Raw genomic sequence first — 14,513 nt, forward strand, 5'->3', positions numbered from 1 at the left:
GGTCACGACCGGACCGACCCACCGGCGTCGTCACGACCCCGCGCCGGTCCGCCGCTCCCCGAGCACCGCGACCAGGACGTCGGCGGTATGCCCGGTCATGGCGTCGTCGACGTCGAGGTGCCACACGAAGCGGGCGTGCCGGGCGTCGGTCGGGTAGCCGTGCACCCCGCGGTCGCCGACCCGCGTCATGAAGTCGGCGGCCGACCAGCCGGCCGCGCCGACGTCGAGCACGAGGATGTTGGTCTCCACCGTAGCGGGGTCGACCACCTCGGGAAGCTGCTCACCGACTGCGGCGGCGACCTCGGCCGCGCGCCGGTGGTCCTCGGCGAGGCGGTCCAGCTGGTGCTCGAGGGCATACCGTCCGGCGGCGGCGAGCATCCCGACCTGGCGCATCCCGCCGCCCATCCGCTTGCGCAGGATCCGGGCCTGCCCGATCTGCTCCGCCGAGGCGGCCAGCACCGACCCGACCGGGGCACCGAGACCCTTGGAGAGGCAGACCGAGACGGTGTCGGCGCAGGCGCCGTAGTCGGCGAGCGCCACCCCGGTGGCGACGTGCGCGTTCCACAGCCGGGCGCCGTCCAGGTGGACGCCGACCCCGGCCTCCTGCGTCCGCTGCCGCAGCCGCTGCAGCTCGGGCAGCGGCTGGACCGTGCCGCCCCCGAAGTTGTGGGTGTTCTCGACCACGACGCAGGCCGTGCTGACCTGGTAGGCGCCGCCGTCGGGCACCATCACGCGCAGTGCCGTCTCGACGTCCAGGCGCCCACGCTCGGCCACCCAGCTGCGCGTCGTGATGCCGGAGTATGCCGCCGCCGCGCCCAGCTCGGCGCGCAGCACGTGCGCGAGGTGGTCGCTGATGACCTCCTGCCCCGGTCCCGCGTGCAGCCGCAGCCCGACCTGGTTGGCCATGGAGCCGGTGGGCATGAACAGCGCGGCCTCGTGGCCGAGCAGCCGCGCGACCTGCTCCTCGAGCTCGGCGACGGTGGGGTCCTCGCCGTAGACGTCGTCGCCCACCTCGGCCTCGAGCATGGCGGCCCGCATGCCGGGCGTCGGACGGGTCAGGGTGTCCGAGCGCAGGTCGGCGACCATCCCCTGTCGGTCGCCCACCTCAGCGCCCGCCCCGCTCCAGCATCTCGGCCACGACGAAGGCCAGCTCCAGGCTCTGCTGGTGGTTGAGCCGCGGGTCGCACAGCGTCTCGTAGCGCAGGCCCAGGTCGTCCAGGTCGACCGGGGTGGTGCCGCCGACGCACTCGGTGACGTCGTTGCCGGTCAGCTCCACGTGGATGCCGCCGGGGTGCGTCCCGGCCTCCGCGTGCGCCTCGAAGAAGCCGCGCACCTCGTCCACGACGTCCTCGAAGCGGCGGGTCTTGAAGCCGCTGGGCGAGGTGAAGGTGTTGCCGTGCATGGGGTCGCACACCCACGCGACCCGGCGCGCGTCCTCGCCGAGCGAGCCGAGCAGGGAGGGCAGGACGTCCCGGATCTGCCCGGCACCCATCCGGGTGATGAAGGTGAGCCGTCCCGGGGTGCGGTCGGGGTCGATCCGGTCCATGAGTGCGAGGACGGTCTCCCGGTCGGCGGTCGGGCCGAGCTTCACCGCGACGGGGTTCTGGATCCGGGAGACGAAGTCGATGTGCGCGCCGTCCAGGTCGCGGGTCCGCTCCCCCACCCAGACCAGGTGGCTGGAGGTGTCGTAGAGCAGCCCGGTGCGGTGGTCGCGCCGGACCATGGGGCGCTCGTAGTCCAGCACCAGCGCCTCGTGCGCGGAGTAGAACTCGACGCGCCGCATCTCCTCGGCGTCGGCGACCCCCGAGGCCTCCAGGAAGCGCACCGCCCGGTCGATGTGCCCCGCCATCTGCTCGTAGCGCGCCTGCGCGGGCCCGGTCAGGAAGCCCTTGTTCCAGGCGTGCACGCTGCGCAGGTCGGCGAAGCCGCCGCTGGTGAAGCCGCGCACGAGGTTCAAGGTGGCCGAGCTCGCGTGGTAGCAGCGCAGCAGCCGCTCGGGGTCGGGTCGGCGGGCCTCCGGGGTGAACTCGAAGCCGTTGACCATGTCGCCGCGGTAGGCGGGCAGGGTGACGCCGTCGCGGGTCTCGGTGTCGGCGCTGCGCGGCTTGGCGAACTGGCCCGCCATCCGCCCGACCTTGACGATCGGCAGCCCGGCGCCGTAGGTGAGCACCACCGCCATCTGCAGGATCGTCTTGATCCGGTCCCGGATGTTGGGACCGGTGACGTCCGCGAGCGTCTCGGCGCAGTCGCCGCCCTGGAGCGTGAAGGCGTCCCCGGCCGCGACCGCAGCCATCCGCTGGCGCAGCTGGTCGCACTCACCGGCGAAGACGAGCGGCGGATAGGTGGAGAGCACCGACAGGGTCTGGGCCAGGGCCGCCGTGTCGTCCCAGGTCGGCTGCTGCCGGGCCGGCAGGTCGGGCCAGTCGATGTCATGGCCGCCCGAGGTGGCCAGTCCGCTGAGGTCGATGCTCACCGCACCATCGTAGGAGACGGCTTGGGGTCGTCTGACGCGGCGTCAGTCCTGCGGCGGCGCCAGCTCGGAGTCGGTATGCCGGCGTGCCCGCCGCTCGGCGAGGTTCTCCCGGGCCCGTCCGGTGGCGTCGGCGAGGTCGTCCTTGGCCTGCCCCAGGCCTTCCTTGGCGCGCTCCCCCGCGTGCTCCAGTCCCTCGCGGGCCCGCTCCGCGGCGTGCTCGATGCCGACCCGGGCCTGCTCGACCCCGGCGCGGGCGCGCGCGGTCAGCCGCTCCTTGACGGTGGCGGCGTACTCGTCGACGTACTCCTGGCCGGAGAGCCGCTGCAGCTCGGCCATCACCTCGTCGGTGATCTGCCGCAGGACGGCGTGGTCCTCGCTGCGGCCGGCGTGCTCCGGGAAGTGCATGGGCCGGCCGATGCGCACCCCGACCTGCACGACGTTGGGGATGCGCTGCCCCGTGGGCTGCGCCTTGTCGGTGTCGATCATGGCGCAGGGGATGATCGGCACGTCGGCCTCCAGCGCCATCCGCGCCATCCCGGTCTTGCCGCGGTAGAGCTTGCCGTCCGGGCTGCGGGTGCCCTCGGGGTAGATGCCGAAGAGCTCGCCGCGCCGCAGCACCTCGAGGCCCTGCTCGAGGGCGGCCATGGACGCCGACCCGCCGGAGCGGTCGATGGGGATCTGCCCGGTGGACGTGAAGAACAGCTTGGTCAGCCACCCCTTGACCCCGGTGCCGGTGAAGTACTCCATCTTGGCGGGGAAGGTGATGCGCCGGTGGACCATGAGCGGGAGGAAGATCGAGTCGGAGAAGGACAGGTGGTTGCTGGCCAGGATGGCCGCGCCCTGCTCCGGGACGTGCTGGCGACCCTCGATCCAGGGACGGAAGATCACCCTGATCGGCGGCCCGACGACGAAGTGCTTGAGGATCCAGTAGATCAACGTGGTCCTCCTGGTGGCGTCGTCGCCGTGGGTCGGGCTGGGGTGCGCGCCGACTCTACCCCCGACCACCCGGATCGACCATGCTGGCGCCACAGGGCCGTGCGAGACTGACGGGGTGACCTCGTCCAGCCCCGAGAACGGCCCCGGCGACCCCGACGTCGACCGGGCGTTCCGGGACATCGTCGCCGGGCTGCGCGAGGACGGTGCCGGGGCGCAGGGGCATACGGTGAACCCGCCGTGGCCCGCCGAGCCACCGGCCTCCCACCACGGGACCCGGACACCGGAGGGGATGGCGACCGACCACCGCTCCTACGAGCCGCCGGAGGAGGAGGACCACTTCGTCCCTCCCCCGCCGCCGCCGCTGCCCGCTGGCGATCTCCACTTCTGGGGCATCGTGGTCGGTCTGGTCGTCGGTCCGTTGCTCGTGGTCTTCTCGGCGATCGTGCCGCTGCTGGACCGGTGGTTCGCCGCGCTCGGCATGCTGCTCGCCGTCGCGGGCTTCGTGCTCCTCGTCCTGCGTCAGCCCCGACGCCGGCACCCCTTCGACGGGGACGACGGGGCCCGGGTCTGATCAGAGCTCGAGGTCGACCCAGACCGGCAGGTGGTCGCTCGCCCTCGTGACGGGCATCCCGTCGAGCAGCGCCGGGTCCCCGGGGGTCGCGGACGCGTGGCCGCGGGCGAAGATCGCGTCGATGAGACGGTGCGGCTGGTGGGCGGGGAAGGTCGGTCGGTCCGCGGACACCTCGACCAGCGCCTCGCCGATGGCTCCCCACGCGGCCCCGTCGCGCTCCTCGTTGAGATCGCCCCCCACGACCAGCGGCTCGTCGTCGGGAAAGCGCGGGTCGGCCGCCAGCTCGGTCAGCACCGTGCGTGCGTGCTGCGCGCGCTGGTCGGGTCGCAGCGAGAGGTGGATCGAGACCACGCTGGCTCGGGGACCGTCGGGTAGCCGTACCCGGGTGACGGTGTAGCTGCGCGGGTTCTCCCGCAGCCCGACGGCGAGTCGGCGGTCCTGCGAGTCCTCGGCGGTCACCCGGAGCGCGGTCATGAGGCCGGTGCCGCTCACCAGCCTCGTCCGCCCCGACCACAGGAGGTCGCAGGAGCGGGCGAAGGCGCTGATGGCGTACTCCGACGCCGGGTACCGCGGGACCTCCTGCAGCAGGAGCACGTCCGGGGCCAGGGCGCGGACCACCTGCGCGGCGGCCGCGGCGTCGTCCTTGAGTCCTCGGATGTTGTAGGAGGCGACGCGCAGCGAGGTCATGGGTCCATCCTCCCCCAGGCCTCGCGCCGGTCCGCGATGCGGGTATGCCGGGCGCCGCCTCACCCGCGACCGTCGCCGCCGCGGCGGGAGACCTCGGCGCGGGCGAGGTCCGCAGCGCCGACCAGCCCCGCCGAGGCGCCCAGCGAGGCGGCCACCACCCCCGGCAGCGGGCGGTGCCCGCGGCCCACCAGACGGCGGGCCAGGCTCTCTCTGGCCGGGCCGAGCAGCAGCTCGCCGGCGAGCCCGGCCCCGCCCCCGATCACGACGGTCCCCGGATCGAGGGCCGCGACCACCCCGGCCAGACCGGTCCCGAGCCACCGGCCGACGTCGGCGAGGATCTCCCGCGCCGCCGGGTCGCCCTCCTGCGCCGCCTGCGTCACGTGCTCGCCACGCAGCAGCCCGGGGTCGCCCCCGCAGGCCCGGGCCAGCGCGGTCGCGTGCTCGCCACCGGCCTGGACGATCTCGCGCGCGGTCCGGGCCAGCACGCCGGCCGAGGCGTACTGCTCCCAGCAGCCCCGGTTGCCGCACTCGCAGCGACGCCCGTCCGGGACGAGCTGCTGGTGCCCGAACTCGCCGGCCAGGCCGTGCCTGCCCCGCTGCAGCCGGCCGTCGGTGAGGATCGCACCACCGATGCCGGTGCCGAGGGTGAGCATGACGAGGTGGCTCTCGCCCCGGCCCGCCCCGAACCGGTGCTCGGCCCAGGCCGCGGCGTGGGCGTCGTTGTCGACCAGCACCGGCCGGTCGAGCCGCCGCCCGAGGCGCTCCTGCAGCGGCTCGTCCCGCCAGGACAGGTGCGGTGCGAAGACGACCGTCCCGCGCCGGGCGTCCACGAAGCCTGCGGCGCCGACCCCGACCGCCGCCACGTCCCGGCGACGCGCCGCCGCGAGCCCGATCAGGTCGCCGACCAGAGCGGTGATGACGTCCTCGACCTCGGCGGCAGGTGCGGACCGTCCCGGTGTGGACCGCACCCGCACGTCGAGGAGAGCACCGTCGTCGTCGACCAGCCCGCCCTTGATGAGGGTCCCACCGACGTCGATCCCGACCGCCAGGGCCGGGTGGTCGCTGCCGGAGGGCTCGCTCACACGCGTCGCGAGGCCAGGTCCGCGGCGCCGATCATTCCGGCGTCGTTGCCGAGCTCGGCGAGCACCACGGGGGTGACGTCGCGGTGTCCCCGCCCGGTGAGGTTGCGGGCGAAGGCCGCCCGGGCCGGGGTCAGCACGAGGTCGCCAGCGGCGGAGACGCCACCGCCGATGACCAGGAGCCCGGGGTCCAGGATCGCGGCGAGGCTGGCCAGCCCCTCGCCGGCCCATCGTCCGACGTCCTCGAGCAGCTCCCGGGCCGCGGGGTCACCCTGTTGCGCCACGGTGGTGACCATGACGCCGTTGATGGCCTGGGGGTCACCCGCGCAGGCGTCGGCGAGGGCGCCGGCGTGCGGGCTGCCCCCGGCCACCAGCTTGCGGGCCTCGCGCACCAGGGCGCTGCCGGAGGCATACACCTCCCAGCACCCCTTGTTGCCGCAGCCGCAGCGGTGCCCGTCGGGGACCATCCGCATGTGCCCGACCTCGGCCCCCATCCCGTGGCTGCCGCGCACCAGCTCGCCGTCGACGACGATGCCGCCACCGACCCCGGTGCCGAGGGTGATGAGCACCATCTCCTCGACGTCGCGGGCCGCCCCGAAACGGAACTCGCCCCAGGCGGCCGCGTTGGCGTCGTTCTCGAGCACCACCGGGAGGCCGGTCGCCTCCTCGAGGCGGGAGCGGAGCGGCTCGTCGCGCCAGGCGAGGTTGGGGGCGAAGACCACGACGTCGCCGCCGCGGTCGATGAACCCGGCGCAGGCCACGCCCACCGCCTCCACCGGGGCGTCGGCCCCCAGCCGCTCCTGCAGCTCTCGGACCACGTCACCGACGGCCGCGACGATGTCGTCGGGCGCCTGGGCCGGGGTCTCCCGCAGCGCCTGCTCCAGGATCGCTCCCTCGGCCACCGCGCTGGCCGCGATCTTGGTCCCACCGATGTCCACGCCCACGCAGATGCTCACCCGGTCACCCTAGCGGGCACGGGTAGGGTGACCAGGCTGATTGCGCCACGACCTGCCCACGCCCGAACTGGAGACCCGCGTGCCCGAGGTGACCGTGCCCTCACTCGTCCCCGACGCCCGACCGGGCACCGTCGCCGACTACCCGCGGCGCTGGGCCCACACCCAGCCGGACCGGGTGATGGTCTCGGTACGGCACGACGGCGCCTGGCAGGACCTCACCGCGAGCGAGCTGCAGCGGCGGGTGGACGCGCTCGCCAAGGGTTTCGTGGCCGCCGGCATCGACGTCGGTGATCGTGTCGGGCTGATGAGCCGCACCCGGCTGGAGTGGACCCTGACGGACCTGGCGCTGTGGACGGTCGGCGCCGTGCCGGTCCCGATCTACGAGACCAGCTCTACCGAGCAGGTGCGCTGGATCTGCCAGGATTCCGGCGCGGTGGCCGTCGTCGTCGAGGACGCCGCCATGATGGCGACGGTCTCCCACGCCCGCGACGGCCTCGACGGGCTCCGGGACGTCTGGCAGATCGAGACCGGGTCGTTGGCGGAGCTCGCCGCGGCCGGTGCGGAGGTCGCCGACGAGGCCCTGGAGCAGCGGCGCACGGCCCTGGACCGTGGCGACCTGGCCACGATCATCTACACCTCGGGCACCACGGGGCGCGCCAAGGGCTGCGAGATCACGCACGACAACCTCATGTCGCTGGTCGAGAACGCCACCGAACGGCTGGCCGAGATCGTCGACGCACCCGGTGCGGCCAACCTGATCTTCCTCCCCCTGGCGCACGTCTTCGCCCGCTTCATCCAGGTGGTCTGCCTGCACTCCGGGGTCCGGATGGGGCACACGCCGGACCCGAGCACCGTGCTCGACGACCTCGCGGGCTTCCGCCCGACCTTCCTGCTGTCCGTCCCGCGCGTCTTCGAGAAGATCCACACCTCCGCCGAGCAGAGCGCCGCCCGCGGCGGTGCGGCCCGGCTGCGGCTCTTCCGGTGGGCGGCCGGGGTCGCCGAGGCCTACAGCCGCGGCCTGGACTCCGGCACGGTCGGGGTGACGCTGCGGGCGCGGCACGCGCTCGCGGACCGTCTCGTGCTGCGGCGGCTGCGCGCCGCGCTCGGCGGTGAGGTGCGCTACGCCATCTCCGGCGGGGCGGCGCTCGGGGAGCGTCTCGGGCACTTCTACCGCGGGATGGGCCTGGTCGTGCTCGAGGGCTACGGGCTGACCGAGACCACAGCTCCGGCCACGGTCAACACGCCGGACATGATCCGCATCGGCACGGTCGGGCGGCCGGTGCCCGGCACCGCGGTCCGGGTCGACGACACCGGCGAGATCCTGGTGCGCGGGGTCGGAGTCTTCCGCGGCTACCGCGGGGACGCCGAGGCGACGCGGGTCGCCCTGGAGGACGGGTGGCTGCGGACCGGCGACCTCGGCGAGCTCGACGAGGACGGCTTCCTGCGCATCACCGGGCGGCTCAAGGACCTCATCGTCACCGCCGGCGGCAAGAACGTCTCCCCCGGCCCGCTGGAGGACCGGGTGCGGGCTGCGCCGCTGGTCTCCCAGTGCGTCGTCGTCGGCGAGGGCCGACCGTTCGTCGCGGCGCTGGTCACCCTGGACGAGCAGGTGCTGCCCGAGTGGCTGGACACCCACGGGCTCGCCGGGCTGGACGCCGCGCAGGTGGCTGCTCACCCCCGCGTGCAGGAGGAGATCCAGCAGGCGGTCGACGCGGCCAACGCCACCGTGAGCCGTGCCGAGTCGATCCGCGCCTTCACCGTGCTGCCCGAGGACCTGACGATCGCCTCCGGCCTGCTCACGCCCTCGCTGAAGGTGCGGCGCGCCCGGGTGGCCGAGGCGCTCGCGGAGCAGATCGAGGCGATCTACTCCCGGCGCTGAGACTCACCCGGTGGCACGACGGGGCCGGTCCACGACCGCCCGCGCGGCGTCCGCCTCCTGCGGCGTCACCAGGCCGGCACGCACGAAGGCACCGACCGCAGCCAGCTCGTCGCTGTCGAGACCGGCACGGCCCTCCCACACCTCCGTCCCGGGAGAGACGTCGGGCGAGGGCGGCGACGACCGACGCGGCGCAGGTGCCTGCTCGGGCACGACCTCGGGGGTCTGCAGCCAGATCCGCCCCAGGACCGGCACGAAGCAGTCACCGCAGTGACGCCCGCGCACCGGGCAGGTCTCGCAGTCGATGAGCGCCGTGGACGCGCCTCCGGGTGGGGTGGTGTGGTCGGGTTCATCGGTCCACCTCCTTCGCCGACGACGCTAGGGGCGGCCACCGACATACCCCTCCCGCCCCTCGGGCCGACCGGTGGGTCTGCCGCCCTGCCGAGCCGCCTGCCCCGGTCTGTCGGTGGCGGCACCTAGCGTCGGGGGCATGCAGATGGTGCACCCCGGGTTCACCCAGGAGACCTTCGAGGACCTGGGCACCGCGCTGTCCGACGTCACCTTCGTGGTGGTCGACCTGGAGACCACCGGCGGCTCGCCCTCCGGGTCCCAGATCACCGAGGTGGGCGCGGTCAAGGTGCGCGGGGGCGAGGTGCTCGCCGAGTTCCAGACCCTGGTCCGACCGGCGACCCCGATCCCGGCCTTCATCACCGTCCTGACCGGCATCACCAACGCGATGGTGATCGAGGCGCCACGGATCGCGACCGTGCTCCCGCAGTTCCTGGAGTTCGCCCGCGGCAGCGTGCTCGTGGCGCACAACGCCGGCTTCGACGTCTCCTTCCTCAAGGCCGCGGCGCAGGAGACCGGTCATCCGTGGCCCGGGTTCCCCGTGCTGGACACCGTGCGGCTGGCGCGGCAGCTGGTGCACAAGGACGAGGCACCCAACCACAAGCTCGGGAGCCTGGCGCGGCTCTTCGGGGCGACCACCACCCCCGACCACCGGGCGCTGCACGACGCCCGCGCGACCGTGGACGTCCTGCACGGCCTCGTCGAGCGGGTCGGCAACCTCGGGGTGCACACGCTGGAGGAGCTGCAGTCCTACAGCTCCCGGGTCAGCACGGCGCAGCGGCGCAAGCGGTTCCTCGCCGAGGCGATGCCGTCGGCCCCCGGGGTCTACGTCTTCCGCGACGCCTCCGGCACCCCGCTCTACGTCGGCACCGCCACCGACCTGCGCCGTCGCACGCTGACCTACTTCACCGCCTCAGAGACGCGGCGGCGGATGTCGGAGATGGTGGGTCTGGCCGAGTCGCTCACCCCCATCGTCTGCGCCACCGCCCTGGAGGCCTCGGTGCGCGAGCTGCGGCTGATCGCCGAGCACCGGCCGCGCTACAACCGCCGTTCACGGCGCCCGGAGAAGGCGGTCTGGGTCCGCCTGACCGACGAGGCCTTCCCCCGCCTGTCCGTCGTGCGATCGGTCACCGACCGCGACGGCGCGCAGTATGCCGGGCCGTTCGGCTCCCGGCGCGGTGCCGAGGCGGCGATCACGGCTCTGCACGAGGTGGTCCCGCTGCGTCAGTGCACCCGTCGGCTCTCGGCGCGGAGCCCGGGGGACGCGGCGTGCGTGCTGCTCGAGATCGGGCGGTGCGGCGGCCCGTGCGTCGGTGCCCAGACCCGTGAGGACTACGCCGAGGTCACGCGGCGGGCGGGGCAGGCGCTCACCGGCAGCACGAGCCACACGGTGGACGCGCTGCGCCGGCGGCTGGAGGATCTGGCGTCCCAGGAACGCTTCGAGGAGGCGCGCACGCTGCGCGACCGCATGATGGCGCTGGTCCGCGCGACCGCGCGCAGCCAGCGGCTCCGGCCGCTCACCGCCGCCCCGCAGCTCATCGCGGCCCGCCCCGGCGAGGACGGCGGGTGGGAGCTCGTGTGCGTGCGCCACGGTCGGCTGGCCGGCGCGTGCGTCAGCCCCCGCGGTGCCGACCCGATGCCCTACGTCGCGGCGTTGCGGGAGACGGCGGAGGTCGTGCTCGAGGACGCCGGCCACCGGGACGGCCGGGCCCACCCGGCGGTCCTGCCGGAGGAGACCGAGCTCGTGCTGCGCTGGCTGGAGTCGCCGGGGGTCCGCCTGGTCGACCTCGACGGGGAGTGGACCTGCCCGGTCGGGGGCGCCGGGGCCAGCAGGGCGCAGCTGGAGCCGCAGGCCGGCACCTGGTCCGAGCACGATCCCGCAGACGGCCGCGTCGCCCAGACCGGGATGCGGCCCCTGGACCGGCCCACCGGCACGTTGCCGGCCTGAGCCGCGTCGGGGCGCGTCAGGTCAGTGGTCGAGGCCGAGGGAGAAGCCGGCCTCGAGGTCGGAGGAGGAGTAGGTGCGGAAGGAGATGTGCGTCGTCGTCTCCAGGACACCCTGCACCTTGTTGAGGCGGTCGGCGATGACGTCGGCGAAGTCCTCGTGCCGGTTCACCCGGGCGATGGCGATGAGGTCGACGTCACCGGTGACCGAGTAGACCTCCCGGATGCCCTCGATCTCGGCGATCTCCTGGGCGACCTCGGGGATGCGGCCGACCTCGGCCCTGATGACGACGATGGCGGAAATCACGCCACCACTCTAGCGTCCCGTCTCAGCCCCACCCGAGGTCGTGCAGCCGGGCGCGTCGATCCCGAAGTGGTGGGCGATCTCGTGCACGACCGTCACCGCGATCTCGTCGAGCAGGTCCTCCCGGTCCTCGCACATCCGCAGCAGCGGCCCGCGGTAGATGACGATCCGGTCCGGCAGCTGCACCCCGTGGTCTCGCTCGGTCAGGGGTATGCCGTCGTAGACACCGAGCAGGTCGGGGTCCTCCGGCGGGGGCTCGTCCTCGACGAGGAAGACGACGTTGTCGAGCCGGTTCATGAGGGCGACCGGCACGAGGTCGAGCGAGTCACCGACCGCCTCCTCGAACTCCTGCGCCGACATGGTCAGCGCCCCGTCCTCCGGCTCGGGGGCGGGGCGCTGACCGTCGGGCGGAACCTCAGTGATGGCGGGGCGTGTGCACGGCCGAGCCGTGCGCGTCGGTGAAGTCGTCGTCGCCGACGCTGTCGTTGACCGGCACACCCAGCTGCGGCGTGGCGGACTCCTCCAGCGCGTCGTGCTCGCCGTGGTGGTGCGCCGCGGCCAGCTCGGCCGGCGTGACCGCCGAGACGGTGTCCTTGTAGAAGAAGGACGACAGCGCGTCGCGGGCCCCGGCCAACGGGCTGCGGCGGCGGGCCACGCCACGCTCGTCCACCTCCGGGCCCTGGGTGAGCCCCAGGGGGGTCGGGGTGTCGTAGTCCACGAGGGCCCAGCGCTCGTACTCGTCCAGCGGCTCGTGCGCCTCGAAGAAGCGGCCCTCGGGGGTGCGGACGATGCGCCCGGTCTCGTTGCCGTGCAGCACCCGCTCGCGGTCGTGGCGCTGCAGCGACAGGCACAACCGCTTGACGACGACGAAGACCAGCACCGGGAGCACGAAGAACATCGTCCGGAACAGGATCGTGAGGTCGTTGATCGACAGCCCGAGCTTGATGGCCAGGATGTCGTTGACGCACGCCAGCGCCAGCACGAGGTACATCGAGATGGCCGCGGCCCCGATGGCGGTGCGGGTCGGGGCGTTGCGCGGCCGCTGCAGGATGTGGTGCTCGCGCTTGTCGCCGGTGACCCACGCCTCGAGGAAGGGGTAGACGGCGAGCACGACCCACACCAGGGGCAGCAGGACCAACGACCCGAGGAAGATGTTGAAGCTCCAGACGGTGCCGAAGAGCGTGAACTCCAGCCAGCCCGGGAGCAGCCGCAGCGCGCCGTCGGAGAACCACATGTAGAAGTCGGGCTGGCTGCCCGCGGTCACCTGGGTCGGGTCGTAGGGCCCGTAGACCCACACGCCGTTGATCTGCACCAGGGCCGACACGAGCGCGGTGATGCCGAAGACGACGAAGAAGAAGCCGCCCGCCTTGGCCGCGTAGACCGGCATGATGGGGAAGCCCACCACGTTGTCGTTGGTGCGGCCGGGGCCGGGGTACTGCGTGTGCTTGTGGATGACGACCAGGGCCAGGTGCGCGACGAAGAGGCCGACGATGATGGCCGGCAGCAGCAGCACGTGCGCGATGTAGAGGCGCGGGATGATCGACTCGCCCGGGAACTCTCCGCCGAAGACGAAGAAGGTCAGCCAGGTGCCGATGACCGGGGCCGACATCATGAAGCCGTTCATGGCCCGGATGCCGGTGCCCGAGAGCAGGTCGTCGGGGAGGGAGTAGCCGGCAAAGCCCTCGATGATGGCCAGCAGCGACAGGACCACGCCGATGAGCCAGTTGATCTCCCGCGGCTTGCGGAAGGCGCCGGTGAAGAAGACCCGGGCCGCGTGCAGCGCGATCCCGACGATGAAGAACAGCGCCGACCAGTGGTGCAGCTGCCGGATGAGCAGACCGCCCTTCACCTCGAAGCTGATGTCGAGGGTCGAGGCATACGCCTCGGACATGCCGACACCCTTGAGCGGGACGTAGGCGCCGTCGTAGGTGACGTGGCCCATGCTCGGGACGAACCACAGGGTGAGGAAGGTCCCGGTGACCAGCGCGATGATCATGGAGTACATCGCGATCTCGCCCAGCAGGAAGCTCCAGTGGTCCGGGAAGACCTTCTTGAGCGCGAAGCGAAGGCCCTTCGCCGCGCCGACACGTTCGTCGGCCCAGACCAGGGCGCCGGGGAACTTCGCGTCCTGGCTGGCCTGGTCGGTCTGGTCGAACGGCCGCTCCGTCCGGGTCTCGTCGGAGCGCAGGCCGGCTGCTCCCTGTGGCACGTGCGTCGTCATGACTCGTCAACTCCCAACAGCCCGGGACGCTCGCGTTCCCAGAAGCTCGGTCCGACCGGCTCGCGGAACGTGCCCGCGGCCACGATGTAGCCCTCCCCGTCCACGGTGATCGGCAGCTGCGGCAGCGCGCGCTTGGCCGGGCCGAAGATCACCTTGCAGTCGTCGGTCATGTCGAAGGTCGACTGGTGGCAGGGGCAGAGCAGGTGGTGGGTCTGCTGCTCGTAGAGCGCGACGGGGCAGCCCACGTGGGTGCAGACCTTGGAGTAGGCGACGATGCCCTCGTAGCCCCACTCGCGCTGCTTCTGACTCTTGATCGTCGAGGGGTCGAGCCGGACCAGGATGACCTGGTCCTTGGCCTTGGAGATCATCGCCTCCTCGGCACCGTGCTCCTCGATCGCCTCGTGACCGACCCAGCCCTCCGGCATGACGTGGAAGACCGAGCCCTGGGTGACGTCCGCCGCCCGGATGGCCGCCCCCGAGGGGTCGATCATCAGCCGGGTGCCCTCGTCCCAGTGGGTGGTGTAGAGCTCGTCCCGGGGACGTGGCCCCAGCCCTGCGGCGACCGGCAGGACCAGCGGGAGCGCGAAGAGCCCGAGCGCACCACCGGCCGAGCCGAGGATCGCTGCGCGGCGGTTGAGCTGCGAGCTGCGCCAGCCGTGCGAGAGCTGCCGCCCCACCGCCAGCCGGTCGTCCTCGTCGGAGGACTGCGGGTGACGCTCCTCGACGACCTCCTGGTCCGGCATGAGTGTCTTGGCCCAGTGGATGGCCCCCAGGCCGATGCACAGCAGGGACAGTCCCATGGTGACGCCGAGGGCGACGTGGAAGAGGTTGACCTCACCGATGCCGAGCAGGTAGCCCTTGAGCTCGGGGTCGATCGCGTAGTAGGCGACCACGAAGGCGATCGAGGCGAGCGCGGAGATCGTGAACAGCCCGACGACCTGGATCTCCGCGCGCTTCGCGGCGCGCGGGTCCTCGTCGGCACGCCGCGGCACGTGCGGCGGCAGCCCGGGGTTCTCGAAGCGGTCGGTCAGCGCCGGGGCGCCGGCCTGCTCGCGGGTGGCCGGGGCGGTGCTGCCCTCGGGCCGGCCGTGCTGGGAGTTCGTCGAGTCGGTCACTGG

Annotated in this window: 13 protein-coding genes and 1 pseudogene; 3 read left to right on the plus strand and 11 right to left on the minus strand. The window is 73.1% G+C overall.

What is annotated here, in order from left to right; genetic code table 11:
- Positions 1-30: 30 nt before the first annotated feature.
- The 3 genes from BJF86_RS12580 to BJF86_RS12590 are packed head-to-tail and all read right to left on the minus strand — an operon-like array spanning position 31 to position 3,409.
- Positions 31-1,104: a GntG family PLP-dependent aldolase gene (locus BJF86_RS12580; RefSeq protein ID WP_321166193.1), complete on the minus strand. Its 1,074-nt coding sequence runs from the start codon at positions 1,102-1,104 to the stop codon at positions 31-33.
- Position 1,105: 1 nt separating this feature from the next.
- The gene (locus BJF86_RS12585) at positions 1,106-2,473 is read right to left on the minus strand and encodes a class II 3-deoxy-7-phosphoheptulonate synthase (RefSeq protein WP_083653058.1); all 1,368 of its coding nucleotides are present in this window, start codon (positions 2,471-2,473) and stop codon (positions 1,106-1,108) included.
- 42 nt (positions 2,474-2,515) lie between these two features.
- Entirely contained in the window at positions 2,516-3,409 is an 894-nt protein-coding gene (locus BJF86_RS12590; RefSeq protein WP_075819423.1) for a lysophospholipid acyltransferase family protein, read from the minus strand.
- 115 nt (positions 3,410-3,524) lie between these two features.
- Between BJF86_RS12590 and BJF86_RS12595 the strand changes: the two genes are divergently transcribed.
- Positions 3,525-3,980: a hypothetical protein gene (locus BJF86_RS12595; protein WP_075819425.1), complete on the plus strand. Its 456-nt coding sequence runs from the start codon at positions 3,525-3,527 to the stop codon at positions 3,978-3,980.
- On the opposite strand, the gene BJF86_RS12600 is transcribed toward BJF86_RS12595, so the two are convergent.
- Genes BJF86_RS12600 through BJF86_RS12610 form a run of 3 tightly spaced genes read right to left on the minus strand, consistent with a single transcriptional unit; the run spans position 3,981 to position 6,702 of the window.
- Positions 3,981-4,667: an endonuclease/exonuclease/phosphatase family protein gene (locus BJF86_RS12600; protein WP_075815532.1), complete on the minus strand. Its 687-nt coding sequence runs from the start codon at positions 4,665-4,667 to the stop codon at positions 3,981-3,983.
- Positions 4,668-4,726: 59 nt separating this feature from the next.
- A complete protein-coding gene (locus tag BJF86_RS12605; RefSeq protein WP_075819427.1) occupies positions 4,727-5,749 on the minus strand; it encodes an ROK family protein in 1,023 nt (340 codons plus the stop codon).
- Positions 5,746-6,702 (minus strand): ROK family glucokinase, encoded by a 957-nt coding sequence (locus tag BJF86_RS12610; protein ID WP_075819429.1) that lies wholly within the window; start codon positions 6,700-6,702, stop codon positions 5,746-5,748. Before BJF86_RS12610 ends, BJF86_RS12605 begins: the two co-directional genes overlap by 4 nt.
- Before the next feature lie 79 nt (positions 6,703-6,781).
- Between BJF86_RS12610 and BJF86_RS12615 the strand changes: the two genes are divergently transcribed.
- Entirely contained in the window at positions 6,782-8,581 is a 1,800-nt protein-coding gene (locus BJF86_RS12615; RefSeq protein ID WP_075819431.1) for an AMP-dependent synthetase/ligase, read from the plus strand.
- A 3-nt stretch (positions 8,582-8,584) separates the two neighbouring features.
- Here the strand turns inward: BJF86_RS12615 and BJF86_RS12620 are convergent, their stop codons facing one another.
- Positions 8,585-8,863, minus strand: coding sequence for a hypothetical protein (locus BJF86_RS12620; protein WP_075815526.1), 279 nt, complete (start codon positions 8,861-8,863; stop codon positions 8,585-8,587).
- Positions 8,864-9,068: 205 nt separating this feature from the next.
- On the opposite strand from BJF86_RS12620, the gene BJF86_RS12625 reads away from it, so the two are divergent.
- The gene (locus tag BJF86_RS12625) at positions 9,069-10,874 is read left to right on the plus strand and encodes a DEDD exonuclease domain-containing protein (RefSeq protein WP_075819435.1); all 1,806 of its coding nucleotides are present in this window, start codon (positions 9,069-9,071) and stop codon (positions 10,872-10,874) included.
- Positions 10,875-10,895: 21 nt separating this feature from the next.
- Here BJF86_RS12625 and BJF86_RS12630 read toward each other — a convergent pair whose 3' ends face one another.
- The 4 genes and pseudogenes from BJF86_RS12630 to BJF86_RS12645 all read right to left on the minus strand — a co-directional run bounded on the left by BJF86_RS12630 (position 10,896) and on the right by BJF86_RS12645 (position 14,510).
- Entirely contained in the window at positions 10,896-11,177 is a 282-nt protein-coding gene (locus BJF86_RS12630) for an Lrp/AsnC family transcriptional regulator (RefSeq protein WP_022924770.1), read from the minus strand.
- A 22-nt stretch (positions 11,178-11,199) separates the two neighbouring features.
- Positions 11,200-11,534 (minus strand): annotated as a pseudogene (locus tag BJF86_RS12635) (metallopeptidase family protein).
- Positions 11,535-11,589: 55 nt separating this feature from the next.
- Positions 11,590-13,395, minus strand: a complete 1,806-nt coding sequence (locus BJF86_RS12640) for a cytochrome b (RefSeq protein WP_075819437.1) — start codon at positions 13,393-13,395, stop codon at positions 11,590-11,592.
- Positions 13,392-14,510 (minus strand): ubiquinol-cytochrome c reductase iron-sulfur subunit, encoded by a 1,119-nt coding sequence (locus tag BJF86_RS12645; RefSeq protein ID WP_022924773.1) that lies wholly within the window; start codon positions 14,508-14,510, stop codon positions 13,392-13,394. The genes BJF86_RS12640 and BJF86_RS12645 overlap by 4 nt, the downstream gene beginning before the upstream one ends.
- Positions 14,511-14,513: the final 3 nt, after the last annotated feature.

This window comes from Serinicoccus sp. CNJ-927, from assembly GCF_001942435.1.
GTDB classification, from domain to species: Bacteria; Actinomycetota; Actinomycetes; order Actinomycetales; family Dermatophilaceae; genus Ornithinicoccus; species Ornithinicoccus marinus.

Bases quoted from the DNA above. Each gene is read 5' to 3' on its own strand.
- BJF86_RS12600 (WP_075815532.1), bottom strand. From the start codon at position 4,667: ATGACCTCGCTGCGCGTCGCCTCCTACAACATCCGAGGACTCAAGGAC.
- BJF86_RS12640 (WP_075819437.1), bottom strand. From the start codon at position 13,395: ATGACGACGCACGTGCCACAGGGAGCAGCCGGCCTGCGCTCCGACGAG.
- BJF86_RS12625 (WP_075819435.1), top strand. From the start codon at position 9,069: ATGCAGATGGTGCACCCCGGGTTCACCCAGGAGACCTTCGAGGACCTG.